Here is a 26,400-nt window from a genome sequence, read left to right as displayed (position 1 = left end):
ATCGCCTCACGCAGATTCGTTGGACTTCGATTGCAGGGTGGCAAGTCGATGTTCCAGTTCGGTAATGCGTTGTTGCAGTTTATCCACGATACCCGACTTCTGCCGCGTAGCCCGTTGCATGCCGGCCTCGATCCAGGCCACCCATGCCTCCATCCCAGTCCCGGCGGTGGCGGAAACCTGCAGCACCTGAATGTCGGGATTGACGCGTTGCGCGTACTCGATACAACGCGTCACATCAAAATCAAGATACGGCAACAGATCCACCTTGTTGAGCAGCATCAGATCCGCGGCATGAAACATGTCGGGATACTTGAGCGGCTTATCCTCGCCCTCGGTGACCGAGAGGATCGCCACCTTGTGATGCTCGCCGAGATCGAAGGCAGCCGGGCAGACCAGATTGCCGACGTTTTCCACCAGCAGCAGACCATCGTCGCGGAGATTCAGGCGTTCCAGCGCGTGGCCCACCATGTGCGCGTCCAGATGACACCCCTTACCGGTATTGATCTGCACCGCCGGCACACCGGTGGCGCGGATACGATCGGCGTCGTTGCTGGTCTGCTGGTCGCCTTCAATGACACCGATGGCGACACGCTCCTTCAGCCGCTCGATGGTCTGGGTGAGCAGCGTCGTCTTGCCCGAGCCGGGGCTCGATACCAGATTGAGCACAAACAGGCCGTGTTCGGCAAAGTGCTGGCGATTGGCGGCGGCATAACGGTCGTTCTTGCCCAGGATATCCTGCTCGATCTGCACCATGCGCTCCTGGCTCATGCCGGGCACGTGGGCGCGCGCCGGACCCTGCCCGAAATGCAGATCGTTACCTGCGCCGTCGCTATGATCGTGATGATCGTGTGGGTGCGCGTGATCATGGCTGTGGCGGTGCTCATGATCGTGGCTAGGGTGACGACCCTGTTCGTGACTGTGCCCGTGATCATGTTCATGGTGGTCACGATCGTGATCGTGCGCATGATGATGGTCGTGAGCGTGTGCCTGACCCTCAATCCGTGCCTCGTCTTCACCGCATCCGCATACCGTGCACATAGTTCACCTCCCAAGCCCGTGCAGCGGGCTATTCCACTTCGAGTTCCTTGACGCGCATCGCATCCCCGCCGGTGAGGGTGCGTTGATAGCCACCACAGTGCGGACAGGGATCGTAGAGCGTGTCAATCGTCACCGTCTCACTGCACTGCATACACCAGGCCTGGCCCGGCACCTCGATGATCTCCAGCGCGGCACCGTCGGCAATGCCACCCTTGATCACCACATCAAAACAGAAGCGCAGGCTATCCACCTCCACCTGCGAGAGCCGACCGATTTCGAGCACGACGGTCTTTACCCGCTGATACCCCTGCTTGACGGCGTTCTCCTCGAGAATCTGCAACACCCCCTCTGCCAGCGACATCTCATGCATTGCGTACACGCACCCTGAAACCGACACAGGGGTCGAGCGCCAATACGGCGAGCTGCGCCTCCTGCTCCAGATCAGCCGCGTCCTGCCCTTTCAGCGCCAGCAGTTCCTGCACCAATGGCCCCTGCGGGTGAAAGTTCCACTCGGTCGGCGCCAGGATGCGGTAGGTACCGATCCGGCCCTCTCTCAAACAGATCGCGTGTATCAACAGACCGCGCGCGGTCTCTACCCAGCCGTACCCGATCCCCGCCCCCAGCGATCCGCCGCCCAAATTGTCGGCGGTGAGCGCCGCTGCGGGAACGTCTCGCAGTGCATCAATGGCATCAACCAACTCCAGCAACCGCGCGGCGCTGCGTACAAGGCGCCTGTCGCAGCGCGCCGCCGCCAGGGCGGCGATCAGCGGTGCGGAGCGCCGACGCGCCAGCGCACCGGTCTCCGGATGCCGGCCCTGCCAGGCCGGTGATGCCGCGAAACCCGCATCATCCAGCAAGCGTTCGATCATACCTGCCAACGCCGGCCCAGCGGCCGTTGCCGATAAAAATCCGGCGCTGTGCGCAGTACTCTCCGTAGCAGCCGCCAAGTGGCGCAGTGCGCGCGTCACCACCGTGTTGCTTGTTTCCAACCACCCCAGAAATGCGGCGGCGGTTTCGCCTCCACGCCATGCGCTGATTTTCTGGCCGAGCACCTGCGACTCGATGCAGCTCTCCAGGAGTCCCAGCAGGTGCATAAGTTCATCATCCGCCGCATTAGCAAGCTGTTCACCCGGCAGGTGTGCGCTGCGCCCACCCTGGACCGTTTTGAACATCTTCGCGATACAGTCACGCAACTCCGCGAGGTTTGACACCGCGGTTGTTTCGCCGTTCGCGGCAGGCAGATCGACCAGCAGGCGCCACAGATACTCCTGGGTCTGCTCGGCAACAATCAACCAGCGGCGCAGGGCGCGAGTCGCATGATCGGCACCCCGGTCAAGGGCGTGCTCGGCGGCGGTGACCGCCGCGATGGCTTGAGCACGCCCGCAAAGACTGAACAACAGGGGCACCAGACTCAGCGCCTCGTCAACCAGTTTACCTTCCAGCACCCGGCTGAAATCGGTGCGGCGCGTCGAGGCCAGCTTGACGGCGGTCACCCGCCTGCCTGAGCAGGCCAGATCGACGCTGAGTTCACCCGCGGATATCACGATCCGACTCTACGATCACTCACCACACTGGCGCTCGCGCTCAGTGGCGAAACTTGCGCAGAAATTCACGCCGTGTCACCCCTTTCGAGGTCAGCGGCTCTTCCAGTTGCGGACCGACCAGTTTGACCTCCTCGGTCTCCATTGCCACCTGGCCTGTGGTGCCAGTCTGCTCCTTACCAGCGAAGAGTTGGTTCATCATCGCAGCGGCCGAGGCGCGTGCCGTCGCCTGAGCGGTAAACTGCTTGACCGGGGACATGAGCGTGCGGACGTGGTAGGGCCCAAAGCCATCCACCTGGTCAACCAGGAAGGCGTATTCGCCCTGCGGCAGTTTCCAGGTGCAGCGTCCGCCACGCGGCACGCGCGGCCAGCTCGACTCGTCGCCGGGAAGAAGGTAGAGCCCGATCAACCAGGGTGTTATCAGAATACCGGCCCACTGCCCCTGCCAACGGCGAAACCCGATTGCTTCGATCTCGAGGTAGGGATTGAGAATAGGCACGCCCGCCATTCGCTCCGATTGAATGCGCTGGAAGGTCGCCACGAGACGCTGGGGCAAATCGTCGGTGGTGGCTGTTGCGCTGACGGGCGACCGGTTCATGATGCGTTGAAATCCTCGTCGGGGTTCAGGTGTCGGTGCGACGGCGACGATCGGTTTAGGTGAGAAGCTCCCTGTCAATTGATCGCTTTGGGAGGCGCCGCATCCTGCAGATCGGGGAAATATCCGCTCATATCGGTCGCGCCGTTCATGACGGCTTCGACCGCATCCAGCGCATCGTCGATCCTGGCGGCCTCCTCCTCGCTCAGTACCTCGCGCGCGGAGCCGAGAAATGCCAGCACCCAGGTACCCGCCTCCTGCGGACCGACCAGCATCATGTTGAGCTGCTCGCGCCGCCCGCGTCCTTCACACTCGGCGACAAAGCCGTTGGACACCACCACTTTCATCGGAATACCTACGCACATCGCGCTACTCCGGGCTCCCGCAAAGCCATTGGTGCTACCACCCGACCATCGTGGCGGCCTTTAAAAGTACCAGCACTGACATCCATCAACATCGCGCTCCTCAGCCCACCGCGACGCCGTTACGGCGGGGGGCCAATCCCACGCCGGACAACTCCGCGACAACCCGCTCGATCATCTCTTCCATTTTCTCTTCGATCTCGGGGGACATCGCCAGTCCCGTACCGAGATCTTTCGGCACGACGCCGATCACCACCACATTGGCGGGTTTCTCGTTCGTCACCGTCAGCGCCGCGAGCACGTCCGACAACCCCACCTGGTGGGGTGAGACTTTGGCGCGAAAGAAGGCCGGAACCTCGTCGCCGGCGAGGCGGACGACGGTCGCCGGCGGCGCGCCGGTCTTAACCGCATCGACCAGAATCAAGCAGTCGCGGTTGGCCATGGTATTCATCAGCTCCATGCCGGCAGTACCGCCGTCCAGCAGCTCGACCGATTTGGGGAAATCGTAGCGCTTTTCCAGCTCCTCGATGACGCGCACGCCTATGCCTTCATCCTTGAGCAGGATGTTTCCCACGCCCAGCACCAGAACCGACATCGCACTCCCCACCCTGTTCCGTTATTGTTGCCACTATACCGCAGATGGTTGAGCGATTCGTTTCTGCCCGACACCGCAAGCGGTTTCACCCCCGTCTCTCTTATGGAATTGGCGTCCCTTAAGAGAGAAAAGGCGACCCCCGGCCGATGCCAGGGGCCGCCCTGCCCCGAACCGTATGCTGTGACGTAAGACCGCTTAAACGGCCTTCACACTGACCACTTAGGTCGATTCAGTATCCATGAGGTGCGCGGCGCAGCTCGCCGACCGGGCGTCCGATGAGCACCATGCCCACCACGCGTCCGTGTTTGTCATAGCGCGGCGTGCAGTTGGCCGCGACGGAGACATCATCACCGTCTTCCGCGAGCAGTCGGATCTCGCAGTCCTCGATGGGGCTCTCGGACAGGTGCAGCGGAAAGGAGGCGACCAGGTTGCGTGAAACCACATCGGCACAAAGATCTCCGAGCGGCCGCCCGACCAGCGTCCCCTCTCCGGCATACCGATCAGTTGCGCCAGTGAACGATTAACGTTCTGGATTCGGCCATGGCGATCGCAGACCACCAGCACGTCGGACATGGAATCGAGGACGCTTTCAATAAAATGCTGGGTCTCTTCAAGAGCGGCGTTCTTCTCTTCCAACGCCACCTGATACTGGAGAAGATCGCTGTAGACCTCATCCATCTTGCGAATCACTTCAATCCAGGTCGCCTCGCCCACGTGCTGCGGTGGCGCAGCACCCGCAAACGCCGCCAATCGATCCGCGGTCAACGGACGATGAGGCGATCGCGTTCTTGCGGAGGGCTCTTTAGAGGTCGTTTTCATCAATTGAGCAGCCAGGGAGATGACAACAAGCCTACCCCTACCCAGCGCATCTCTGGGGCTCGGCACAGCACGCGCGGGATTTGAGATAGGTTCTAGATGGAAAGTCCGGCGTTGTCCCCCTCACGTTCACCGTCAAGCTGTACTATTGTTTTGATGTATCAGGGAATTCTTCTCAATCCCGCACCGACATCAACCGGCGGAGGGGACGCACGAGAATGCTCCGGCACACCTTCTATAGGGGATATTTCTTCGGTTATAATCCGATAAATTTCGTTAATGTCTACCGAGCAAAACTTCGTCGATGAGCGCAATTCTGAAACTTTTCCGTGAAAATTCATATCTTTACGGTGGTAACGCCGCATTCATCGAAGATCTGTACGAGAATTACCTGCAGGACCCCGGCTCCGTATCGGCCGAGTGGCGGGCGTATTTCAACGGCCTGCAGGAAGGCTCCGGCGCCCGCGATCTGCCCCACGGCCCGATCCGCCAGGCGTTCGAGCGGCTCGACACCCGGCGTCACAGCGCTTCCGTTCGCACTTCCGCCGCACCGGGACTTGACGCCCAAACCGCGGAGAAGCAGGCCGCCGTTCTGCGCCTGATCAACGCCTATCGCTTCCGTGGCCATCAGCACGCCGACATCGATCCGATTCAGTTGCGTGAACTGGCCGATGTTCCGGAACTCGACCCGGCGTTTCACCATCTCACCGACGCCGACCTGGACACCGAATTCAACACCGGTAGCCTGTTTGCCGCCGACCGGCTGCCGTTACGTGACATCATCAAGATTGTCCGCGCGACCTATTGCGGCACGCTGGCCGCCGAGTACATGTACATTACCGATACCAACCAGAAACGGTGGATTCAACAGCGCGTGGAAGCGGCGCGGGGCAAGGTGCAAATCGACAGTGAAACGCGCCTGCGCGTACTGGAACGCATCACCGCCGCCGAGGGGCTCGAGCGCTACCTGCATTCCAAATACGTCGGCCAGAAGCGCTTCTCATTGGAGGGTGGCGAATCACTGGTGCCCCTGCTCGATGAGCTGATTCAGCGTGCTGGCGCTCAGGGTGTCAAAGAGATCGCCATCGGCATGGCCCACCGCGGCCGTCTCAATGTGCTGATTAATATCGTCGGCAAGAACCCCAAGGGGCTCTTTGAGGAGTTCGAGGGCAAGTACGACAGCAAACTCACCTCCGGTGACGTGAAATACCACCAGGGCTTCTCCTCCGATGTGCAGACGCCGGGCGGCAACGTCCATCTGGCGCTGGCGTTCAATCCCTCGCACCTGGAGATTGTCGCGCCCGTCGTCGAGGGTTCGGTGCGTGCCCGCCAGCAGCGCCGCCGCGATCAAACCGGCGGGCAGGTGTTGCCCATCGCCATCCACGGCGATGCGGCCTTCGCCGGACAGGGAGTGGTTCAGGAGACGCTCAACCTCTCCACCACTCGTGGCTTCACCACCGGCGGCACGGTGCACATCATCGTCAACAACCAGATCGGCTTCACCACCAGCCATCCGCTGGATGCCCGTTCCACCCTCTATTGCACCGATATCGCCAAGATGGTGGAGGCGCCCATCTTCCATGTGAATGCCGACGATCCCGACGCGGTGATATTCGCGGTGCAGATGGCGATCGATTTTCGCACCCAATTCGCCAGAGATGTCGTCATCGACCTGGTCTGTTATCGCCGTCACGGCCATAACGAGGCGGACGAACCCTCGGCCACGCAGCCGGTGATGTACGCCAAGATCAAATCCCATCCGACCACGCGCCAGGTCTACGCCCAGCGCCTGCAGGAGGATGGCGTGATGCAGCCCGGCGATTCCGATCGCATGGTCGAGGAGTACCGCAACGCGCTGGACGAGGGGCGTATCGTGGCGCGCCACATCCTGGAGAACATCAAACACGATTTCCTGGTCGACTGGTCGCCCTACTACGGCAGCAAATGGGATGACCCTGTCGATACCAGTGTCCCCTTGGAGACATTGAAGGAACTGGGGCAGCGCATCACCTTCGTCCCCGAGGGCGTCGAGCCGCACCCGCGGGTAGCGCGCATCATCCGTGACCGCGAGAAAATGGCCGCAGGGGCGCTGGCGATGGATTGGGGTTTCGCCGAGACCATGGCCTACGCCACGCTGCTGAAAAACGGCTTCCCCATCCGCATCTCCGGCCAGGACACCGGCCGCGGCACCTTCTTCCATCGCCATGCCGTCATTCACAATCAACACGACGGCAGCACCTATGTGCCGCTCCAGAACCTGTTTACCGGCCAGCCGCACTTCGTGGCGATCGACTCGGTACTCTCCGAAGAGGCGGTACTGGGTTTCGAGTACGGTTACGCGACGGCGGAACCGCGCTCGCTGGTTGTCTGGGAAGCTCAGTTCGGCGACTTCGCCAATAGCGCCCAGGTCGTCATCGATCAGTTCATCAGCTCGGGTGAGGTCAAATGGGGGCGTATGTGCAGCCTGGTGATGCTGCTGCCCCATGGCTTCGAAGGGCAGGGTCCGGAGCACTCTTCGGCGCGCCTCGAACGCTATCTCCAGCTCTGCGGCGACAACAACATGCAGGTATGCGTGCCGACCACACCGGCGCAGATCTTCCACCTGCTGCGCCGCCAGATCATCCGCCCCTATCGCAAGCCGTTGATCGTGATGAGCCCGAAAAGCCTGTTACGCCACAAGCTGGCCGTCTCCAGCGTGGAGGATCTCACCGATGGCGAGTTCCAGCTGGTGATCCCGGAAGTGGACGCGATCGACGCCAAACAGGTAAAACAGGTGGTGCTGTGCACCGGCAAGGTCTACTACGATCTGCTCGAGGAGCGCCGCGCGCGCGGGATCGACAACATCGCCATCGTCCGCGTCGAGCAGCTCTACCCGTTTCCGCGCGAGGTGCTGGCCGCCGAGCTGAAGCGCTACGCCAACGCGGCGCGTGTCATCTGGTGCCAGGAAGAGCCGCAGAATCAGGGCTCCTGGTATCAGATCCGCCACCACCTGCAGGCCTGTAAGGGGAAGGAGCAGTCGTTGGCCTACGCCGGCCGACCGGTTTCAGCCTCCCCCGCGGTGGGTAGTTTCCAACTGCACATCGAGCGGCAGAAATCTCTGGTCAACGCAGCGCTCACCATCAAGAAGGTGAGAAAAAAGAAACCGAAGTAACGGCAGCCTGAATCAGCAATCGCACCACGTATTCGACATTCTGTAACTACAACCTGTCCTGCTCCGGGGGGTCACCGATGACCGCCCATCGGTGTGCGGGGGCATGAGCGGAAAGGGAAACAATGCGCATTGAAGTAAAAGTTCCGGTCCTCCCGGAATCGGTGACCGAAGCCACCCTCTTGACCTGGCATAAAAAGGCGGGCGACGCGGTCACACGGGACGAAAACCTGGTCGACATCGAAACTGACAAGGTCGTGCTGGATGTGCCGGCCCCCGACAATGGCGTACTGGTCGAACTCGTCAAGCAGGAAGGCGATACGGTACTGGCGCAGGAGCTGATCGCCATCGTCGACACCGAAGCCGCTGCCGCGACCCCGAAGGCGGCCGATGCGCCCCAGCCGTCCCCCGTTGCGGCGACCGCAGCCAAACCCACCCCCGCCGATACCGCCAACCTCGCGCTGAGTCCCGCGGTGCGCCACCTGATCGAAGAGCACAAACTCGACGCAGCGCGTATTCCAGGTTCAGGCAAAGGGGGGCGCATCCTGAAAGAGGATATCCTGGCTTATATGAAGAACCCCGACGCCGACGCAACCGCGGCTGGGGCACCGGTCCCCGCGCCCGCCCCGGCAGCCGCGCCCGCGGCGCCCAAACCGGCCACGGTCGTCGAGCTGCGCAGCGGCGGGGAACGTCTCGAGCGCCGCGTGCCGATGACCCGCCTGCGCCAACGCATCGCGCAGCGCCTGAAAGAGGCGCAGAACACGGCTGCGATTCTCACCACCTTCAACGAGGTGAACATGCAGCCGGTCATGGAGCTGCGCAACAGATACAAGGACAAGTTCGAGAAGGAGTATGGCATCAAGCTCGGTTTCATGTCCTTTTTCGTCAAGGCGAGCGTCGAAGCCCTGAAGCGATTTCCAGCGGTGAACGGCTCCATCGACGGCACCGATATCGTCTATCACGGTTACTACGACATCGGCATCGCGGTCTCCGCCCCGCGCGGTCTGGTGGTACCGATCCTGCGCGACGTGGACCAGATGACCTTCGCCGAAATCGAACAGGGTATCGCCAACTTCGGCGCCAAGGCGAAAGAGGGATCGCTCACCATCGACGAGCTGACAGGCGGCACCTTCTCCATCTCCAACGGCGGCGTCTTCGGCTCGCTCAGTTCGACGCCGATCCTGAATCCCCCACAGAGTGCAATTCTCGGCATGCACAAGATTCAGGAGCGTCCGATGGTGGAGAACGGACAGATCGTCATTCGCCCGATGATGTACCTGGCGCTCTCCTACGATCACCGCATCGTCGACGGCCGCGAGGCTGTGCAGAGTCTGGTGACAATCAAAGAGGGTCTGGAAGACCCGGCCCGTCTGCTGCTGCAAGTGTGAACAGGCGGTAACCCCACCCACCGGACGACGTGTGGATGGAGTCCCGCGCCCCTGAAAACTGAGGAGATCAACCATGGCCAAATCGTTCGATGTGGTGATAATCGGTGGCGGCCCCGCCGGTTACGTCGCCGCCATACGCGCCGCCCAGCTCGGACTGAAAACCGCCTGTGTCGACAAGTGGATCAACAAGCAGGGCAAACCCGCCCTGGGCGGCACCTGCCTCAACGTCGGCTGCATCCCCTCCAAGGCGCTGCTCGATTCCTCCGAGCACTATCATCGTCTGATCCACGATCTGCCCACGCACGGCATCACGGCCAAGGATGCGGGCATCGACATCAAGGCCATGATCAAGCGCAAAGACGATGTGGTGCAGAAACTGACCGGCGGCGTCGAGATGCTCTTCAAGGTCAACAAAATCGACTGGTTCAAAGGCCATGGCCGGCTGCTCGCCAACAAGCAGGTGGAGGTGAGTCCTGTTGACGGCAAAGGCAAGCCCGAGGTGATTCAGGCGAGCAATGTGATCCTGGCCAGCGGCTCGGCCCCCATCGAAATCGACGCGGCACCGCAGGACGGCAACCGCATCGTGGATTCGACCGGCGCGCTGGAATTCACCGAAGTCCCCAAACGTCTCGGCATAATCGGCGGTGGCGTGATTGGCTTGGAACTGGGCAGCGTGTGGCGCCGCCTCGGCGCCAACGTCACCATCCTCGAAGCGCAGGACAGTTTCCTCGCCCACACCGACCAGCAGATCGCCCGCGAAGCGCTCAAGCAGTTCACCAAGCAGGGCATGGAGATCAAACTCGGCGCCCGTGTGGTGGCGACAAAGGTCAACCCCAAATCGGTCACCGTGGAGTACAAGGATGGCGCCGGCGACCACAAGTTCCAGGTGGACAAGCTCATCGTAGCGGTCGGGCGCCGCCCCTACACCGACAACCTGATTGCACCGGAAGCGGGCGTACTCCTGGACGAGGCGGGCTTCGTCCATGTCGATAAGGAGTGGCGCGCCAATCAGCCAGGTGTCTATGCCATCGGCGACGTCATCGGCGGGCCGATGCTGGCCCACAAGGGATCCGAAGAGGGTGTCGCGGTAGCCGAGATCATCGCCGGCGGCCACGGGCACGTAAATTACAACGCCATTCCACTGGTCATCTACACCGCACCCGAGATCGCCTGGGTCGGCCGCACCGAAGAGCAGCTGAAGACCGCGGGCATCGCTTACAAGACCGGCGCCTTCCCCTTCGCGGCCAACGGTCGCGCGTTGGCGATGAACCAGGGCATCGGCCTGGTGAAGATATTGGCGGATGCCGAAACCGATCGTATCCTCGGCGTGCACATGATCGGCCACATGGTCTCCGAGCTGTTGCAGGAGGCGGTGGTCGCCATCGAATTCCAGGCCAGTGCCGAAGATCTCGCGCGCACCATCCACAGCCATCCGAGCCTGGCGGAGGCCATACACGAAGCTGCCTTGGCCGTGGACAAGCGCGCTTTGCACAAGTCGAATTAACCCTTTTAACGCAAAGACGCCAAGGCGCAGAGATCGCAAAGCAAGGAAGTGATAAATTTTGTTTTCTTGGCGCCCTTTGCGTCTTCGCGTCTTTGCGTTGAGATCCTTTCTCCGTTCCCAGCAGGACCACTGCCATGACCGTCATCCGCCAGGACGATTTCATCGACAGCGTCGCCGACGCCTTCCAGTTCATCTCCTATTACCACCCCGAGGATTACATCCAGGCGCTGGCTGCCGCTTACGAGCGCGAGGAGAGCCCGGCGGCCAGGAACGCCATGGCGCAGATCCTGGTCAACTCGCGCATGTGCGCCGAGGGTCATCGTCCCATCTGCCAGGACACGGGCATCGCCGTGGTCTTTCTCAAGGTCGGCATGAACGTGCAGTGGGATGCGACCATGAGCGTCGACGACATGGTCAACGAGGGGGTACGCCGTGCTTACCAGAACGTGGACAACACGCTGCGTTATTCGGTGCTGGCCGACCCGGCGGGCAAACGCACCAACACCCGCGACAACACCCCGGCGGTGATCCACTACGAGATCGTTCCCGGCGACACTGTGGACGTGATCGTCGCCGCCAAGGGTGGCGGCTCGGAGAACAAGACCAAGATGGTGATGCTCAATCCCAGCGACTCCATCGTCGACTGGGTGTTGAAGACCGTGCCCACCATGGGCGCCGGCTGGTGCCCGCCCGGTATCCTCGGTCTGGGCATCGGCGGCACGCCCGAGAAGGCGGTCTACCTCGCCAAGAAGTCGCTGATGGAGCCGATCAACATCCAGGAGCTGCAGGCACGCGGCCCCAGCAACCGCCCCGAGGAGTTGCGCCTTGAACTCTACGAGAAGGTCAACGCGCTGGGCATCGGCGCCCAGGGTTTGGGCGGGCTCACCACCGTGCTGGATGTGAAGGTGCTCGACTATCCGACCCACGCCGCTTCGCTGCCGGTGGCGATGGTGCCGAACTGCGCCGCCACGCGCCACGCCCACTTCGTGCTCGACGGATCAGGACCCGCGGAGTTGAAACGCCCCAGTCTCGACGACTGGCCGCAGCTCGACTACGACCCCACCGAAGGGGCACGCCGCGTCAACCTCGACACCGTCACTCCGGAAGCGGTGCAGAGCTGGAAGCCGGGCGAGAACCTGCTCATCTCCGGCAAGCTGCTTACCGGGCGCGACGCGGCCCACAAGCGCATCGCCGATCTCTTCGCCAGCGGCGAATCGCTGCCCCCAGGGGTCGACTTCGCCAACCGCTTCATCTATTACGTCGGCCCGGTCGATCCCGTAGGCGACGAAGCGGTTGGTCCCGCCGGTCCCACCACCGCCACGCGCATGGACAAGTTCACTGACATGATGCTGGAGCAGACCGGCCTGCTCGGCATGGTCGGCAAGGCCGAACGCGGACCGGTGGCCATCGAAACCATCAAGCGTCACAAGGCGGTCTACCTGATTGCCGTGGGCGGCGCCGCCTACCTGGTCTCCAAGGCCATCAAAAGTTCGCGCCTGGTGGCTTTCGAAGAGCTGGGCATGGAGGCGATCCGCGAGTTCGAGGTCGAGGACATGCCGGTCACGGTGGCGGTGGACAGCCACGGCGAGTCGGTCCACGAGACCGGTCCCAGGGAGTGGCGCGTGAAGATCGGCAAGATCCCGGTTGCGGGGTAACCAGCGCCAGACATCCGGTGCAATGCCCTCCGGTTATTGCGCCCTACAGGGACCGCAGGTAATCGGGTAGTGGTGTCTCCGCAGCCAGCTCGGGTGCGGGAACCACATCGCCCCATTGAATGGCCAGCGGTACCTCACCCGCCCACACCGGCAGTTCCAGATCGCGCGGGTCATCGACCGGCGGCCCGCGCCGTACCTTTGCCGATGCCTCCTCGATGGTGAATGCCACCACCGTCGTGGCCTTCAGCTCACTCGCATTGGGTGGCCGGACGTCAGCATTGCGACCGGCCACCACCTTGTCCACCAGGAGTGCCAGCGCCTGCTTCTTGGCCAGGTCGTCGATAATGGGTTGCGCACGCCCGAAGCAGACCACCGAGCGATAGTTCATCGAATGGCGAAACGCCGATCGCGCCAGCACCAACCCGTCCAGCAGCGTCACCGTGATGCAGCTCGGGGCCCCGCTCCCCAGGGTCTGCATCAACCGGCTGGCCACGGCGCCGTGCAGCAGCAGGCGGTCACCGTCGCGCGCGTAGAAACAGGGTATCACGCAGGGCTGCCCGTCTGTGGCGAATCCCACGTGGCACACCAGCGCCTCGTCCAGAATCGGGTAGATCGCCTCACGGTCGTAGCTGCCACGCTTGGGCAGACGTTCGACCCGGCTCCGCGCCGTCACCGGGTAGCGGGAATCCGACATGGCAGTTCTCCTCAACAGCGGGTTTATGGCAGCGCAGAATAGATGCAAAATGGCTCCCTCATAAGAGCCAATTTCTACCATATACCGAGGGCCAATTTGGAGACCGTCACCGACTACCTGGGCCTGCGCCTGGACGGCGAAGGCGCGCTGCATCGTCAACTCTACCGGGCGCTGCGCCACGCCATCCTCGCCGGTCATCTCTCCGAAGGCAGCCGCCTCCCCGCCACCCGCGCGCTGGCCAGGGATCTGCGCCTCTCCCGCAACACCGTGCTGCTGGTCTTCGAACAGCTGACCGCCGAGGGTTACCTGGCCGGCAGGACCGGTTCGGGCACCTACGTCGCCTCGCCCCTGCCGGAGGCGATGCTCGCCCCCGAGGCACTCCGCGACGCGCCACCGGCGGCCACCGCCGAACCCCGCTGGTCACGCTTCGCCCATTGCATCCGCCGCTACCCGCCCGCGGCGCCACGGAGTACAGCCGCGCCACGTTACGATTTCCGTTACGGCGCCATTGATGCCGAACCGCGTCTGCTCGACGAGTGGCGCAAGCGCCTCGGCCGCGCCGCGCAGCACTATCCCGTCGATTACGCCGATCCGCGCGGCGATCCGGGTCTGCGCGCCGCCATCGCCCGTTACGTCAGCCGCAGCCGGGGCTGTCACTGCACAGCCGGACAAATCGTCGTCACCAGCGGCTCGCAGCAGGCGCTGGATCTCATCGCCCGACTGCTGCTCGACGCGGGCGACCGGGTCGCGATCGAGAATCCGGGCTACCTCGGCGCGCGTAACGCCTTTCTCAATGCCGGTGCCGAACTGATGCCGGCGGGGGTCGATACGGAGGGTCTGATCGTCGATCAGCTTCCCGCCACGGCCAGGCTGGTCTACACCACGCCCTCGCACCAGTTTCCCACCGGCGCGGTGCTATCCCTGCGCCGGCGACTGGCGCTGCTGGAGTGGGCACAGAACCGAGAGGCGTGGATCGTCGAGGACGACTACGACGGCGAATACCGCTACGAGGGCCGCCCGGTGGAGGCGGTGCAGGGCCTCGATCGTCCCGGCCGCACCCTCTACGTCGGCACTTTCTCCAAGGTGCTCTTCCCCGCGGCGCGGCTCGGCTACGTCATCCTGCCGGAATCCATGCTCGATACCTTCGCCGCGGCCAAGTGGTGGACCGACCGCCACACACCGGTGTTGGAACAGCGCGTCCTCGCCGATTTTCTCGACGACGGCGAATTCGAGCGCCACCTGCGCCGCATGCGCAAGCGTTACGCCCTTCGCCGTACTGCCCTCATCGATGCCCTGCGCCGGCACTTCGGAGAGAAGGCCGAAATCACCGGCACCCAGGCCGGGCTGCACCTCATGGTGCGCTTGAAGGACTATTCATCGGGTGGGCTGAAACGGCTGATAGACGCGGCGCGTGAAAAAGGAATCGGCCTCTACTCCGCCGCACCGCTCTACCTCGCTCCCCATGAAGCGCCGCCGTGTCTGCTGATGGGGTACGCAACCCTTGCCCCGGAGGAGATCCAGAAAGCGATTGAGCACTTGGCATCAATCCGGATCTCGGAAACCGCCGATGCGGCGGGAGGATGACGGACCAGAATGACCGCCCGTTCGGTCTCGTTGCCTGAATTCCCCCTGTTGGGCATATACTCGTCTCAGCATCTAAGAGGGATCGCGGACCAACAAAAGGGAACTGAATCTGTATGCACTTCACAACGCGGTCGTCTGCACGTTTACTCAGATCGTTTTTGAGCGAGTCAATCGATTGCGCGATTGACGGAATTTTATTCGTCGCAATCGACGTGTTAAAACACGTCGATTGTGTCGTGGAATAATAGATAGGTCGCTTTGAACGCTGACACTTCCGAAATCACTGGCGGTAATCTGGCGACCTCCCTTCCGAGATGTCGCTTATTCATTCTTGGTTCTGGGTTTTCGAAACCTGCTGGCCACCCATTAGGATTCGAGCTGCTCCAAATGGTGCGCGCCCGAATGCGCGAGCATTTCCGCGCATACGACTGGGATGGACCGCTAGAACAAGAGATATCTGAGTGGATGGCTCTCTATCCGAATAGCGAGGTAACTCTGGAATCCGTTCTTGCATACAGTCACAGAAAGCACTTTCTGAAATTGATTGGGTCCGACGAGTATTTCGAACATGGAAGCCGAACAATCGCGTCCGTGAGACCGATTATCCAAGAAATACTCTCGAAGGATGTAGAAGCAATTTCTAGGGAGCTATATGAGCGATTTTGCTCTGCCCTAACACCCTACGACCTTGTTCTAACTTTTAATTACGACACAGTCCTAGAAGACACCCTGGATCGACTTGGTATTGCTTACTCATTGTCGCCCGAATGGTGGTTAGATGATGAAAAACGCGGCAAGGCGACGCATGACCACAAGGCAGAATTTGTCGATATATTGAAGCTCCATGGGTCAATCGATTGGTACGACAGATGGTACTACGATGAGAACCGAGCCTACTACAGATCTACCGGAGTAGATGTACCTGATAAGGATCCGTTATTTGGGGCAAATGCTTGGGTGCCCATAGAGCCCCTAAATCGAGGCGCAACAAAGGGCGAATACGGCCAAGAACTACTCTCGCGCGTGTTCCGCGTTCCGAATCACCGGGAGCATCTTCCGTTTCGGTCAAGTTCATTTTCTGAAGTCCCCTTCCTGTTACCTCCGGCATACGACAAAATTCTCGGACATGACCCGATTCGTGAACTTTGGAGCAATATGCATAGAACGATGGACTCATTTTCGGTGATTATGGTAATCGGGTACTCAATGCCTTCATACGACAGCTACGCGTATGAGGCGCTTGGGAAACTCATTCTCGATTATCAAGCTGGAGGAGATAAGAATTATTGGCGTCAGCCTAGGACCCCTCTACAAATAGTGACTCTGGCGAATTCGACTTGCGAAGTATTGGAGGGCATACCATTTTTAGACCCGGAACGCACGCGAATCTGGCGCGACGGATTCAGTGAGGGTGCCATTGATTGGCTGAATTGGGGAGACTAATGACCGCTTTGTGCTCAGCACTACTGGCTCGTAATTTGGAGTCCCTTATCGCAGGAATAGGGGACGAATTTATTTTCACGAATCAGTTGGCAGGCTATCGATGATATAGGCTGTACCAAGCATTTATGCGATGCCAAGGATGGGGCGCATGGTGATATCGAATTATCAACGCCACGTAGTGCAGCGGGGAAACAACAGGCAAGTCGTTTTCTTGGAAAATTAGTCTGCCTCCTTTTCGGTCAGCAAACCCTCCGTCAAGTTAACTCGAACATTATGTGAAAGCCAATGATTACCGTCATTAGTAAACATTTGCCGTTGATAGAGAATAGCCTTGTCTCCCGAGATCAAATACTGCAGAACATCCATTATGTGGAGACACTACGCTACGGCATAGGCGCGCTGCGCAATTTATCGCACAGGGAGATTGACATGCCAAAGAGCTTCGAGCCAGGCATCCGGGTCACAAAGAAAGAAGTCAGACACCTGTATAGGTTCATGGCGATGTGGTTTGAGATCGAAAACACTGTTCGTACGTCGAGGTCGTTTCTGGACTTCTTTTGGCGGACGGTGGTATCGAATAGCCCGGTGCTTTCGGAGATAGCTGAGGTAAGAAACCAGAAATACATGTCGAGTGCCGTCAATTACTTGAGAAAATCGGGGGAGACATCAGTAACCTACAAACTCATTGAGAACGAATGGGATTCGTGGGGAAAATACATGATGGACTTCCGCAAGTACATAGAGTACACGGAACCTCTCGGTGGGCTTCTAAGCCAAAGTGTCGGAAGATTATCCCAGGTCGGGAACGAGCTTCATATTTTTCTGCCAGATCGATTTCCTGTGCACCGGGAAGACCCGAGGTCTTTTCAATTTACCTACACCTCGCAACGTTTCACAGTCCCGTTTCTTGAGTCGATGATCCATCGCATTGACGTAATGTTCCCCGCTGTAATTAGCGAGATACACACTCAGATGCTAGATGGGAACAGTGCTAAACACACATAACAACCGCTTCACCATTTAAAATGGAAAAGGGGACGGATTTATTTTCACGCTGATCCAGGATTATCAAGTGACGTTCCGCTTCACCACCCACCCGTTAACCCGGACGCAGGGAGCACAAAGGAGTAACCAAAATGACGATCAGCGGTGGCTGTTTGTGCGGCAGAGTCCGCTACGAAATCACCGGGCGGCTGCTAAGCGCAGATCACTGCCATTGCTCCATGTGCCGGCGACAGCATGGTGCAGCATTTGCCACTTATGCTGATTTCAATCCTGACGACTTCAAATGGACCGCAGGGGAAGCGCTTGTAAAGGTGTTCGAAACGGCAACGGGTACCGGCTGGTGTTTTTGTTGTGAATGCGGTTCGTCATTGGCGGGAACCGTAAAAGGCAAGGTAACCTCGATAACGTTGGGTACGGTTGAGGGAGATCCCGGCATCAAGCCGGAGTCACATATCTTCGTCGGTTCCAAGGCGCGGTGGTACGAAATCCAGGATGATCTCCCGCAGTTCGATGAAAGAGCTCCAGACACCTGGGTACCACCCGGCCAGACCCCCTGACCAACACGTGCAGCCTAGCCTCCCGTTCGCTGCGCGGGCGCTCCTGATGCCGTGCCTGCTACCCAGAATAAGGTGTCCTCGTGAACGGGATCTACGAGTGAGTGGATTGGACCGTTGCGGAATCCATTCCTGGATATTGCCAACCAAGTTCCACACCGCTAGTGTTTTGACGTCTAAGATCGCTTGCACACCTTGCCTTGGAGAAAACTCGTGAATATGGAAATCATCCGAAAGGTACTGCTGGGCACTCTGCTCACGGCACTGGCGACCGGCCCCGCCGTTGCAGCGGAACAGGGTCCCTACCTCGGCTTCGCTTTGGGCGAATCCGACGACGACATCCTCAACGAAACCGACAGCGGCTTCAAGCTGTTCGGCGGCTATACGCTCAGCCCCAATCTGGGGGTAGAGCTCGCGTTTGTGGATCTGGGCGAGTTCAGCAGCGGCAACCTGGAACAGGATGGCCTGTCGGTTCATTTATTGGGTTACCTGCCTGTCTCCCAGAGTTTCGATCTGTTCGGCAAGGTCGGCTTCTTCAACTGGGAAGTGCGCGCATCGGGACTTACTGATACCGGCACCGACATCAGCTACGGCTTTGGCGGCGAGGTTCGCGTCAGCAACCAGCTGGCTATACGTGCCGAGTGGGAAACCTACGACGACGTCAGTGGCGGCGACGTTGATCTGTTCTCGCTGGGCTTGAGTCTTCGTTTCTGATTCGCCGGTTGGAATCTGATAAAAAAGAGCCGGCCTGAGGCCGGCTCTTTTTTCGTCCCTTGCCAGGGGGTTCACCTGCCCGCTCTGATCAACCCGCCCAGTCCGCGCATCTCGATGGCGGTATTGAGCTGGAGATGCACTTCGCCGACATCGCCCATCCGCAATGCCCGTTGCGCGAGCTGCTCGGCCTCCGCGCGACTGAAGCTGCGTACCAGCCATTTGATGCGTGGCAGACTCGCGACGTTCATGCTCAGGCCGTCGATTCCCAGCCCCAGCAGCAGCAGGGCACCGGCCGGGTCTCCGGCGATCTCGCCGCAAACGGAGATCGGTTTTCCCGCCCGATGCGCGGCGTCGATCAATTGCGCAAGCGCGCGCAGCACTGCCGGATGCAGCGACTTGAACATCTTGGCGACACGAGGATTATTGCGGTCGACTGCAAGCAGATACTGCGTGAGATCGTTGGTGCCGACGGAGAAGAAATCGACCAGCCTGGCAAGCTCCTCGATCATATAGAGCGTTGAAGGCACTTCGATCATGGCGCCGATCGGCGGCCGGGTGGCGTCGAGTCCACCCACGCGAAGCTCGGCAATCGTTTCGTCGATCAGGTGGACCGCCTCTTCCAACTCCTCGACCGTGCTGATCATCGGGAACATCACGCGCATGTTGCCGAGACCGATATCGGCACGCAGCATGGCGCGCAGCTGGACACGAAAGATCTCCGGATGATCGAGCGTGACGCGGATACCGCGCCAACCGAGGAACGGATTTTCCTCCTCCCAGGAGAAGTAGGGGAGCGGTTTATCGCCGCCAATATCCAGCGTGCGCAGCGTGACGGGGCGCGGATGAAATACCTCGAGGATGTGCCGATAGCTCTTCAGCTGTTCCTCCTCGGCCGGAAACCGGTCGCGGACCAGAAAGGGTATCTCGGTACGGTAAAGCCCGACCCCCCCGGTTCCGCTGCGCAACGCCGGCTCGATCTCCGAGAGCAGACTGGTGTTGACGAACAGCGGCAGGTGCACGCCGTCACTGGTGACCGAGGGCTGATCGCGCAAGCCCTGCAGATCACTGACCAGCTCCTGCTCCTCACGGGCCAGGCGCACATACTCGCGCCGCAGCGTAGCCTGGGGTCGCACATAGACGCGGCCCAGATAGCCATCGACGATGATCTCCTCGCCATGCAGGCGGCCCGTCGGCAGGTCGGCCGTACCCATCACAGCGGGCACACCCAGCGCCCGCGCCAGTATGGCGATGTGTGAAGCCGTCGAACCGCGCCCGGAAACCACGGCCACCAGCTTTTCGTGGGGAACCTCGATCAGTTGGGCCGCGGTAATCTCGCCGCCGATCAATACCGTCTGCGCCGGATAGTCACGCGCTTTCTCGCTGATGGGGGAACGCAACCGAAGGAGAATTCGCGCACCCAGATCTCGAATATCCTCTGCGCGTTCGCGCAGATAGGGATCATCCATGGCGGCAAAGACCCGGGCGTGTTCGTCGATCACGGCGCGCAGCGCACCCGGCGCCCAGCTGCCCGCGCGGATGCGGGCGACAGTATCGTCCTCGATACCCTCTCCGCTCAACAGCATGAGATAGGCGTCGAAGAGCGCCTGTGCCTCGGTGGCCTTCTCGCCCAAACCGACGCGCAAGCGTTTGATCTCTTCACGGACCGCGGACAACGCCCGCAAAAACTGACCAACCTCGGCCTCGGGACTGTCGGTGGTCCGATCCGGTACCGAGCGCAGATCGGCGGCGCTGACGATCTCCACCGCCCAGCCCACCCCCACACCGGGCGCGCCCGACTGCCCCTCGCACCAGCCTCCACCCCGGCGTTCCGTATCGGAGTGGCTGGGCAGCTGGCCACTCGCTGCCGCGTGGCCGATAGCGCCGGCGATATGAGCCGCCAGCGTCACCAGGAACGAGACATCGTTGTCATCGAAGCGCCGCCGCGCCCGCTGCTGAACAACGAGTACGCCCATGACGTCGCGCTGGTGGATGATGGGGACGCCGACAAACGCATGGTAGGGATCTTCGCCGCTCTCCGGTATGTATTTGTAATTCGGGTGTTGCGGCGCATCGTCGAGATTGATGGGTTCGGCGCGCATCGTGACGCGGCCGACGATACCTTCGTCAAACGAAAGGCGCACCTTGCCGACCGCCTCGGGATTGAGGCCTACCGTGGCCATGAGCATGTTCTGGCGGGTTTGGTGATTGGAGAGATAGACCGAACAGACGTCTACCGACAGCGTCTCCTGTACCCGGCGCAGAATGATATCCAGCACCTGGCCCAGATCGCGGGCATCGTTGACCTCCTGGACGATCTTACGCAGGACTTCGAGCATATACGTATCTATGGGTGGCGTTGACGAACACCAAAGAGCAGAGCTTACACCGCTCCAGCTAGCGGATCAGCTGCGTGCACGACGCGGTATCGGTCCCCGCTGATCGTAGCGCCGTTGCCGTCCCTCGGGAAACAGCAAGTGGGCAAACTCGTTGAGTGCCCGATGGTAGACACCGCGTTTGAAGGAGACCACCTCGCGCAGCGGATGCCAATAGTTCACCCAACGCCAGCAGTCGAACTCCGGTCGATCGCAGCAATCCAGCTTGACCGCCTCATCGTCGCCAACCAGACGCAACATGAACCACACTTGTTTCTGACCGATGCAAACCGGTTTGCTGTGCCGGCGGATATACCGGCTCGGCAATCGGTAGCGCAGCCACCGGCGCGTTTGTCCCATGATCTCGACATGGTCGGGCAGCAGGCCCACCTCTTCCTGAAGCTCGCGGAACATCGCCTGCTCTGGCGTCTCGTTCGACTTGATGCCCCCCTGCGGAAACTGCCACGCATCCTGCCCGGAGCGGCGGGCCCAAAGGACGCGCCCCTCTCCATTACACAGGATAATGCCGACATTCAGTCGATATCCATCTGAATCAATAAGTTGCATAGCCAACCGCGGGCAATTCGTTAATCGACATTTTTCCACATCCGCCCGTCTTGGGCAAACGGCGCTGTTACAATGTTGCCTCCAAGTTACCTGGTAAACCGTAGGAGTCACCCGCATTGGCACTGGCAATCTTCGATCTCGACAACACACTCATCGGCGGCGACAGCGATTATCTATGGGGGCGGTTCCTCGCTGAGCGCGGAATCGTGGACGGCGAGGCATACGAGCGCGAGAACCTGCGCTTTTACGAAGAGTATCAAGCGGGCAAGCTGGATATACTCGAGTTTCTGCGCTTTTCGCTGCGCCCGCTGGCGGAGAACGAACCCGAGTGCCTGGAACGCTGGCGGAACGAGTTTGTCGATCAGATGATCCGCCCCATTCAACTGCCCGCCGCCCAGGCGCTGATCGAACGCCACCGCGGCGCCGGTGATACGTTGATCATCATCACCGCCACCAACCGCTTTGTTACCGAACCAATCGCCCAGCTGTTAGGAATACCCCATCTACTTGCCACCGAACCAGAACTCATCGACGGCCGCTACACCGGCAACGTGGTCGGTCCTCCCTGCTTTCAGCACGGCAAGATCACGCAGCTTCAGAAATGGCTCACCGCAACCGGCCATGACCTTGACGACAGCTGGTTCTACAGCGATTCGCACAACGATTTGCCGCTATTGGAACTAGTCGATCATCCCGTGGCCGTTGATCCCGACGAGCCGCTCACGCGTCACGCTCGCCACCACCATTGGCCGGTGGTCACCCTGCGCGATCGCGACTTGGCACCCGATCTCGCATGATGCGTAACGCCGGCTGGCTTCTGGCTGTTTTGAGTCTAACCGTCATCGCCAGCCTGCTGCTGGCGCTGGCCAGCGGCAGTGTGGAACTGAAGGCTCAGGAGTTGTGGGCGATCATCGCCCGTCAAGGGGAATCGCTGCATCAAACGGTGGTGTGGGAAATTCGCTTACCCCGGGCCCTCAGCGCCTTCGCCACCGGGGGCTTGCTGGCCCTGGGCGGCGCATTGATGCAGGTGCTGCTGCGCAATCCTCTTGCCGATCCTTACATCCTGGGGGTCTCGGGGGGAGCATCGGCGGCAGCGCTGGTAGTAATGATGTTGGGGTTAGCGGGTTTCTGGCTGCCGATCGCGGCCTTCGCCGGGGCGCTGCTTTCGCTGTTGCTGGTATTCGGACTGGCCCATGGTCGCGGTGGGTGGACGCCAACCCGACTGTTGTTGACCGGCGTGGTGGTCGCCGCCGGCTGGGGGGCGCTGATCAGCCTGCTGCTCGCCATTTCCCCTCAAGGGGCACTGCGCGGCATGCTCTTTTGGCTGATGGGCGATCTCGGTTACGCCCACTCGCCCTGGCTAGGACTCGGCGTGTTGGCACTGGGGCTCGCGGCGAGCCTGCCTCTGGCGCGCGATCTCAATGTACTCGCCCGCGGTGAAATGCTGGCCGGGTCGCTGGGCATCGCGGTGGGCAGGCTGCGCTACCAGGTCTTTTTCCTTGCCTCGCTGCTCACTGCTGCGGCAGTCACGCTGGCAGGCAGCGTCGGTTTTGTCGGGCTGGTGGTTCCCCATATGCTGCGCTTGGTGGGCGCGCATGATCACCGCGTGTTACTACCCGCAAGCGTGCTCTTGGGCGGGACGTTGCTGATCGTCGCCGACACCGGCGCCCGCACGGTCATCGCCCCGGCGCAGCTGCCCGTGGGGGTGATCACCGCATTGCTCGGGGTACCGCTGTTTCTGTTCCTGCTCAATCGGGGCTCGGAACGATTACTGGCCACGATACGCTGAACGATGGCAACACTGGCAACCCAGAAACTCTCCGTCAAAATCGGTAACGTCGCGATCTGTGCCGATCTCGACCTCGAAGTAGCCCCCGGTCAATGCTGGGGGCTACTGGGTCGCAACGGGGCCGGTAAAACGACCCTGCTTCACACACTGGCCGGACTGCGCGCACCGCTGGCCGGTAAGGTGATCCTGGGGAATCGGGCCCTAAGCGAGTTGCCGCGGCGCAAAGTGGCCCAACAGCTAGGCGTACTGTTTCAGGAGGAGGCCGACGCCTTCCCCGCCACGGCGCTGGAAACGGCTTTGATCGGTCGTCACCCTTACCTCGGCCGCTGGGCATGGGAAGACGATAAAGATGTCGGACGCGCCATACAGTCACTGCATCTGATGGGAATCGACGATCTGGCGACACGGCTGGTCTCGACCCTCTCCGGTGGCGAACGGCGCCGACTGGCGTTGGCGACTCTGCTCACCCAGGACCCGGACATCCTGCTACTCGACGAGCCCACCAACCACCTGGATCTGCATCACCAGATCCAAGTGCTCAGTCACCTCAAAAAGCTGGCCACCGAAAGCGGTAAAGCACTCCTGGTGATCTTACATGACATCAACCTCGCAACGCGCTTTTGCGATCATCTGCTCCTGCTGCTCGGCGGAGGAACAACCGTCGCGGGCCCTGCTGCGCAGACAATCGACGTCACCACGCTCGAAACGCTCTACCAACATCCCATCGCGAAACTTCACCACGAAGGGCGAGATATCTGGTTGCCGCGTTGACATCGCCGCGTCAAATCCCTACAGTTGCTCCACCGCTTCAGGTGCCCTTGGGACTTCCCTCCGAAGGGTGAAACGGGAAGCCGGTGCATGAAGAATTGTGTCGAAGTCGAGTTTTCACCGACCCCATTTTTCATAATTCCGGCGCTGCCCCCGCAACGGTAGGCGAGTTGTGGTGGATCAACCGGCCACTGTGCAGAGCACTGCATGGGAAGGCGGTCCACCCATAGGCGATCGGCCTTGACTCGCGAGCCCGGAGACCGGCCCGAAGCGCACGCAATAGACAGCGGCGGGCTGTGGCGGTTTCTTAAAAACCTCCCTCGAACAACCCTCCCTTGTCAATCTCTGCCTAGTGTACACATGCGCGGGTGGGCGCATGCCGGGAGGACACATGAACTCACACCTTGGTTTTCTTACTGCCGCCAGCATCATCATCGGTTCGGCATCGCTCCATGCGGAGCCTCCGGCGGAAAACGAAGTCATCGTTACCGCAACCCGCGTCGCCGAAACCACCGACGAATCGCTTGCCTCGGTCACCGTTATCGACCGCGCCACGCTCGATCGCAGCCAGCCCAAGGATATGGCCGAGGTGCTACGCATGGTACCGGGCATCGATATCGCACGTACCGGCGGACCCGGCAGCGACACCAGCATCTTCCTGCGTGGCAGCAACTCCAATCATGTGCTGGTGCTGATCGACGGCGTGCGTGCCAGCTCGGCAACCACCGGTGCGTTTAGTTGGCAGCATCTGCAACCGGCATTGATCGAACGCATCGAAGTCGTGCGCGGGCCACGCGCTGCGCTCTATGGCTCCGATGCCATCGGCGGGGTGATTCAGATCTTCACGCGCAAGGTCAGTTCGCCATTCGTGCGGCTTGAGGCGGGCAGCTTCGGCACGCGCAGCCTGCAGGCTGGCATCGGTGGTGGCGATCGCGTGCGTTTCCACATCAATGCCGAGCAGCGCGAGACCGACGGATTTTCTGCGCAGAACAGCAACGGCGGCAGCTACGATCCCGACGACGACGGCGCCGAGAACATCAGTTTCAATGCCGGAATGAATATCGACGTGAGTGCAGCCACGCAGCTGTCGCTCGTGATTTGGCGCAGCGCGAGTGACGTGGAGTTCGATAGCGGCACTCAGGAAAGCATCAATCAGACCTTTCAGACACGCCTGATTCACTCGGTCAATGACCTGTGGATCCAGACCCTTACCCTGGGACATACGGTCGACGAACTGGAGACCCGATCGAGTTCCCCGTCAGCTGCAGAGACCCGGCGCATCAGTTTCGATTGGCAAAACGACATCGCATTGAGCCCGGATCAGCTGCTAACCCTGGGAGTGAGTTTCCACGAGGACGATGCCCTTAACATCGATCTCGCAACCAACAGCACCGTGTTCGACCGCAGCGCCGACAATACGGCGTTGTTCGCACAGTTCCAGCACAACGGTACCGCGCACGATCTGCAGCTTGCCGTGCGCCATGACGAGCACAGCGCCTATGGCGGAGAGACGACGGGGCAGCTCGCTTGGGGTTATCGCCTAACCCAGCGCACACGACTGATCGCCTCGTACGGCACCGCGTTTCGCGCTCCCAACATCAACGATCTCTATCACCCCGGCTTCGATTTTTTTGGTGGCGGCACCTTTCTTTATTCAGGCAATTCCAATCTTCGTCCCGAGGATTCCGAAACCGCCGAGGTGGGGCTGCGGTGGCAACCCAACAAGGCCAGTCAGGTACGCGCCACCCTCTACCAAACAGCAATCGACAATCTTATTGCCTTTGAGGGAACCAACGCCCAGGCGATCAATATCAATCGTTCCTCGCTGGAGGGGATTGAGTTTGAGTACACTGTCAAGACCGGCGCTTGGGATATCTCCGGCAACCTGACCCTGCAGGATGCACGCGATAAGGACAACAATACCAGACTGCTGCGTCGCCCCGACCAAAAAGCCTCGCTCCGCGCCACCCATCACAACGAGCGCTGGAATTATGGCGGGGAGATTCTACTTAGTTCGGAACGCGATGAACTGGACTTCAACACCTTTCCGGCAACACGCATTCAGCTCCCCGGCTACGGCTTACTCAACCTCTTTGCCAACTACTCATTGAGCCGTGAGCTGGCGCTTGAACTCCGCCTCGACAACACGTTCAACAAATCCTACGAACTGGCTCGCGGCTATAACACGCCCGAGCGCTCCCTGTTTCTTGCGCTGCGTTACGCGCCACTGCGCTGAAGGAGAATACCCGACAGTGACTCGATGGCCGC

24 protein-coding genes, 1 pseudogene and 1 riboswitch are annotated in these 26,400 nt (G+C 60.7%); of the genes and pseudogenes, 15 read left to right on the top strand and 10 right to left on the bottom strand.

The window, feature by feature from the left end; genetic code table 11:
- Positions 1-6 precede the first annotated feature (6 nt).
- The 7 genes from DWQ09_11105 to DWQ09_11075 all read right to left on the bottom strand — a co-directional run bounded on the left by DWQ09_11105 (position 7) and on the right by DWQ09_11075 (position 4,609).
- Positions 7-1,038 (bottom strand): hydrogenase nickel incorporation protein HypB, encoded by a 1,032-nt coding sequence (locus tag DWQ09_11105; GenBank protein ID KAA3627714.1) that lies wholly within the window; start codon positions 1,036-1,038, stop codon positions 7-9.
- A 28-nt stretch (positions 1,039-1,066) separates the two neighbouring features.
- Positions 1,067-1,408, bottom strand: coding sequence for a hydrogenase maturation nickel metallochaperone HypA (hypA, locus tag DWQ09_11100; protein KAA3627713.1), 342 nt, complete (start codon positions 1,406-1,408; stop codon positions 1,067-1,069).
- On the bottom strand, positions 1,401-2,582 hold the full coding sequence (locus DWQ09_11095) for a hypothetical protein (protein ID KAA3627712.1): 1,182 nt from the start codon (positions 2,580-2,582) through the stop codon (positions 1,401-1,403). The genes hypA and DWQ09_11095 overlap by 8 nt, the downstream gene beginning before the upstream one ends.
- Before the next feature lie 40 nt (positions 2,583-2,622).
- Positions 2,623-3,177, bottom strand: coding sequence for a [NiFe]-hydrogenase assembly, chaperone, HybE (locus tag DWQ09_11090; protein ID KAA3627711.1), 555 nt, complete (start codon positions 3,175-3,177; stop codon positions 2,623-2,625).
- A 74-nt stretch (positions 3,178-3,251) separates the two neighbouring features.
- Positions 3,252-3,539 carry a HypC/HybG/HupF family hydrogenase formation chaperone gene (locus DWQ09_11085; GenBank protein KAA3627710.1) on the bottom strand — a complete coding sequence of 96 codons (288 nt, stop codon included), beginning with the start codon at positions 3,537-3,539 and terminating at the stop codon, positions 3,252-3,254.
- Positions 3,540-3,639: 100 nt separating this feature from the next.
- Positions 3,640-4,131: a HyaD/HybD family hydrogenase maturation endopeptidase gene (locus DWQ09_11080; protein ID KAA3627709.1), complete on the bottom strand. Its 492-nt coding sequence runs from the start codon at positions 4,129-4,131 to the stop codon at positions 3,640-3,642.
- Between the two features lie 229 nt (positions 4,132-4,360).
- Positions 4,361-4,609 (bottom strand): hypothetical protein, encoded by a 249-nt coding sequence (locus DWQ09_11075; GenBank protein KAA3627708.1) that lies wholly within the window; start codon positions 4,607-4,609, stop codon positions 4,361-4,363.
- A 62-nt stretch (positions 4,610-4,671) separates the two neighbouring features.
- Between DWQ09_11075 and DWQ09_11070 the strand changes: the two genes are divergently transcribed.
- The 5 genes from DWQ09_11070 to DWQ09_11050 all read left to right on the top strand — a co-directional run bounded on the left by DWQ09_11070 (position 4,672) and on the right by DWQ09_11050 (position 12,642).
- The gene (locus tag DWQ09_11070; GenBank protein KAA3627707.1) at positions 4,672-5,034 is read left to right on the top strand and encodes a hypothetical protein; all 363 of its coding nucleotides are present in this window, start codon (positions 4,672-4,674) and stop codon (positions 5,032-5,034) included.
- 217 nt (positions 5,035-5,251) lie between these two features.
- Positions 5,252-8,098: a 2-oxoglutarate dehydrogenase E1 component gene (locus tag DWQ09_11065; protein ID KAA3627706.1), complete on the top strand. Its 2,847-nt coding sequence runs from the start codon at positions 5,252-5,254 to the stop codon at positions 8,096-8,098.
- Between the two features lie 122 nt (positions 8,099-8,220).
- Positions 8,221-9,483, top strand: coding sequence for a 2-oxoglutarate dehydrogenase complex dihydrolipoyllysine-residue succinyltransferase (locus DWQ09_11060; protein KAA3627705.1), 1,263 nt, complete (start codon positions 8,221-8,223; stop codon positions 9,481-9,483).
- Positions 9,484-9,556: 73 nt separating this feature from the next.
- Entirely contained in the window at positions 9,557-10,987 is a 1,431-nt protein-coding gene (gene lpdA / locus DWQ09_11055; protein KAA3627704.1) for a dihydrolipoyl dehydrogenase, read from the top strand.
- A 134-nt stretch (positions 10,988-11,121) separates the two neighbouring features.
- Entirely contained in the window at positions 11,122-12,642 is a 1,521-nt protein-coding gene (locus tag DWQ09_11050; protein ID KAA3627703.1) for a fumarate hydratase, read from the top strand.
- Positions 12,643-12,685: 43 nt separating this feature from the next.
- Here DWQ09_11050 and DWQ09_11045 read toward each other — a convergent pair whose 3' ends face one another.
- Positions 12,686-13,336 (bottom strand): pyridoxamine 5'-phosphate oxidase family protein, encoded by a 651-nt coding sequence (locus DWQ09_11045; protein ID KAA3627702.1) that lies wholly within the window; start codon positions 13,334-13,336, stop codon positions 12,686-12,688.
- Between the two features lie 42 nt (positions 13,337-13,378).
- On the opposite strand from DWQ09_11045, the gene DWQ09_11040 reads away from it, so the two are divergent.
- From DWQ09_11040 to DWQ09_11015, 6 genes and pseudogenes are all read left to right on the top strand, one after another.
- Positions 13,379-14,920 carry a PLP-dependent aminotransferase family protein gene (locus DWQ09_11040; protein ID KAA3627701.1) on the top strand — a complete coding sequence of 514 codons (1,542 nt, stop codon included), beginning with the start codon at positions 13,379-13,381 and terminating at the stop codon, positions 14,918-14,920.
- 387 nt (positions 14,921-15,307) lie between these two features.
- Positions 15,308-16,363 carry a hypothetical protein gene (locus DWQ09_11035; GenBank protein ID KAA3627700.1) on the top strand — a complete coding sequence of 352 codons (1,056 nt, stop codon included), beginning with the start codon at positions 15,308-15,310 and terminating at the stop codon, positions 16,361-16,363.
- A gap of 130 nt (positions 16,364-16,493) precedes the next feature.
- Positions 16,494-16,583, top strand: a pseudogene (locus tag DWQ09_11030) (transposase).
- A gap of 65 nt (positions 16,584-16,648) precedes the next feature.
- Positions 16,649-17,368, top strand: a complete 720-nt coding sequence (locus tag DWQ09_11025; protein ID KAA3627699.1) for a hypothetical protein — start codon at positions 16,649-16,651, stop codon at positions 17,366-17,368.
- A 131-nt stretch (positions 17,369-17,499) separates the two neighbouring features.
- On the top strand, positions 17,500-17,925 hold the full coding sequence (locus DWQ09_11020; GenBank protein ID KAA3627698.1) for a GFA family protein: 426 nt from the start codon (positions 17,500-17,502) through the stop codon (positions 17,923-17,925).
- A gap of 216 nt (positions 17,926-18,141) precedes the next feature.
- Positions 18,142-18,636 carry a porin family protein gene (locus DWQ09_11015; protein KAA3627697.1) on the top strand — a complete coding sequence of 165 codons (495 nt, stop codon included), beginning with the start codon at positions 18,142-18,144 and terminating at the stop codon, positions 18,634-18,636.
- A 71-nt stretch (positions 18,637-18,707) separates the two neighbouring features.
- Here DWQ09_11015 and DWQ09_11010 read toward each other — a convergent pair whose 3' ends face one another.
- Together DWQ09_11010 and DWQ09_11005 are read right to left on the bottom strand one after the other, a co-directional pair.
- Positions 18,708-20,972: a phosphoenolpyruvate-protein phosphotransferase PtsP gene (locus DWQ09_11010; protein KAA3627696.1), complete on the bottom strand. Its 2,265-nt coding sequence runs from the start codon at positions 20,970-20,972 to the stop codon at positions 18,708-18,710.
- A gap of 66 nt (positions 20,973-21,038) precedes the next feature.
- Positions 21,039-21,575: an RNA pyrophosphohydrolase gene (locus DWQ09_11005; protein ID KAA3627695.1), complete on the bottom strand. Its 537-nt coding sequence runs from the start codon at positions 21,573-21,575 to the stop codon at positions 21,039-21,041.
- A 116-nt stretch (positions 21,576-21,691) separates the two neighbouring features.
- Between DWQ09_11005 and DWQ09_11000 the strand changes: the two genes are divergently transcribed.
- The 4 genes from DWQ09_11000 to DWQ09_10985 all read left to right on the top strand — a co-directional run bounded on the left by DWQ09_11000 (position 21,692) and on the right by DWQ09_10985 (position 26,368).
- Positions 21,692-22,372: an HAD family hydrolase gene (locus DWQ09_11000; GenBank protein ID KAA3627694.1), complete on the top strand. Its 681-nt coding sequence runs from the start codon at positions 21,692-21,694 to the stop codon at positions 22,370-22,372.
- Complete coding sequence (locus tag DWQ09_10995) at positions 22,369-23,364, top strand: iron ABC transporter permease (GenBank protein ID KAA3627693.1); 996 nt, start codon at positions 22,369-22,371, stop codon at positions 23,362-23,364. Before DWQ09_11000 ends, DWQ09_10995 begins: the two co-directional genes overlap by 4 nt.
- Before the next feature lie 3 nt (positions 23,365-23,367).
- Positions 23,368-24,135 carry an ABC transporter ATP-binding protein gene (locus DWQ09_10990; protein KAA3627692.1) on the top strand — a complete coding sequence of 256 codons (768 nt, stop codon included), beginning with the start codon at positions 23,368-23,370 and terminating at the stop codon, positions 24,133-24,135.
- Positions 24,136-24,157: 22 nt separating this feature from the next.
- Positions 24,158-24,416, top strand: a riboswitch (cobalamin riboswitch).
- A gap of 92 nt (positions 24,417-24,508) precedes the next feature.
- Positions 24,509-26,368 (top strand): TonB-dependent receptor, encoded by a 1,860-nt coding sequence (locus DWQ09_10985; protein KAA3627691.1) that lies wholly within the window; start codon positions 24,509-24,511, stop codon positions 26,366-26,368.
- Positions 26,369-26,400: the final 32 nt, after the last annotated feature.

The sequence above is a fragment of the Pseudomonadota bacterium genome, from assembly GCA_008501635.1.
Lineage (GTDB): Bacteria > Pseudomonadota > Gammaproteobacteria > QQUJ01 > QQUJ01 > QQUJ01.
The sequence above is the reverse complement of the archived record's forward strand: the minus strand, read 5'-3'. Positions and strand labels throughout refer to the sequence as shown.

What these genes read in the sequence shown, in the direction of transcription:
- DWQ09_11105 (KAA3627714.1), bottom strand. Translation starts at nt 1,038, where the DNA reads ATGTGCACGGTATGCGGATGCGGTGAAGACGAGGCACGGATTGAGGGT.
- hypA (KAA3627713.1), bottom strand. Translation starts at nt 1,408, where the DNA reads ATGCATGAGATGTCGCTGGCAGAGGGGGTGTTGCAGATTCTCGAGGAG.
- DWQ09_11090 (KAA3627711.1), bottom strand. Translation starts at nt 3,177, where the DNA reads ATGAACCGGTCGCCCGTCAGCGCAACAGCCACCACCGACGATTTGCCC.
- DWQ09_11085 (KAA3627710.1), bottom strand. Translation starts at nt 3,539, where the DNA reads ATGTGCGTAGGTATTCCGATGAAAGTGGTGGTGTCCAACGGCTTTGTC.
- DWQ09_11080 (KAA3627709.1), bottom strand. Translation starts at nt 4,131, where the DNA reads ATGTCGGTTCTGGTGCTGGGCGTGGGAAACATCCTGCTCAAGGATGAA.
- DWQ09_11070 (KAA3627707.1), top strand. Translation starts at nt 4,672, where the DNA reads ATGGCGATCGCAGACCACCAGCACGTCGGACATGGAATCGAGGACGCT.
- DWQ09_11065 (KAA3627706.1), top strand. Translation starts at nt 5,252, where the DNA reads ATGAGCGCAATTCTGAAACTTTTCCGTGAAAATTCATATCTTTACGGT.
- DWQ09_11060 (KAA3627705.1), top strand. Translation starts at nt 8,221, where the DNA reads ATGCGCATTGAAGTAAAAGTTCCGGTCCTCCCGGAATCGGTGACCGAA.
- lpdA (KAA3627704.1), top strand. Translation starts at nt 9,557, where the DNA reads ATGGCCAAATCGTTCGATGTGGTGATAATCGGTGGCGGCCCCGCCGGT.
- DWQ09_11050 (KAA3627703.1), top strand. Translation starts at nt 11,122, where the DNA reads ATGACCGTCATCCGCCAGGACGATTTCATCGACAGCGTCGCCGACGCC.
- DWQ09_11045 (KAA3627702.1), bottom strand. Translation starts at nt 13,336, where the DNA reads ATGTCGGATTCCCGCTACCCGGTGACGGCGCGGAGCCGGGTCGAACGT.
- DWQ09_11040 (KAA3627701.1), top strand. Translation starts at nt 13,379, where the DNA reads ATGCAAAATGGCTCCCTCATAAGAGCCAATTTCTACCATATACCGAGG.
- DWQ09_11035 (KAA3627700.1), top strand. Translation starts at nt 15,308, where the DNA reads ATGGTGCGCGCCCGAATGCGCGAGCATTTCCGCGCATACGACTGGGAT.
- DWQ09_11025 (KAA3627699.1), top strand. Translation starts at nt 16,649, where the DNA reads ATGATTACCGTCATTAGTAAACATTTGCCGTTGATAGAGAATAGCCTT.
- DWQ09_11020 (KAA3627698.1), top strand. Translation starts at nt 17,500, where the DNA reads ATGACGATCAGCGGTGGCTGTTTGTGCGGCAGAGTCCGCTACGAAATC.
- DWQ09_11015 (KAA3627697.1), top strand. Translation starts at nt 18,142, where the DNA reads ATGGAAATCATCCGAAAGGTACTGCTGGGCACTCTGCTCACGGCACTG.
- DWQ09_11010 (KAA3627696.1), bottom strand. Translation starts at nt 20,972, where the DNA reads ATGCTCGAAGTCCTGCGTAAGATCGTCCAGGAGGTCAACGATGCCCGC.
- DWQ09_11005 (KAA3627695.1), bottom strand. Translation starts at nt 21,575, where the DNA reads ATGCAACTTATTGATTCAGATGGATATCGACTGAATGTCGGCATTATC.
- DWQ09_10995 (KAA3627693.1), top strand. Translation starts at nt 22,369, where the DNA reads ATGATGCGTAACGCCGGCTGGCTTCTGGCTGTTTTGAGTCTAACCGTC.
- DWQ09_10990 (KAA3627692.1), top strand. Translation starts at nt 23,368, where the DNA reads ATGGCAACACTGGCAACCCAGAAACTCTCCGTCAAAATCGGTAACGTC.
- DWQ09_10985 (KAA3627691.1), top strand. Translation starts at nt 24,509, where the DNA reads ATGCCGGGAGGACACATGAACTCACACCTTGGTTTTCTTACTGCCGCC.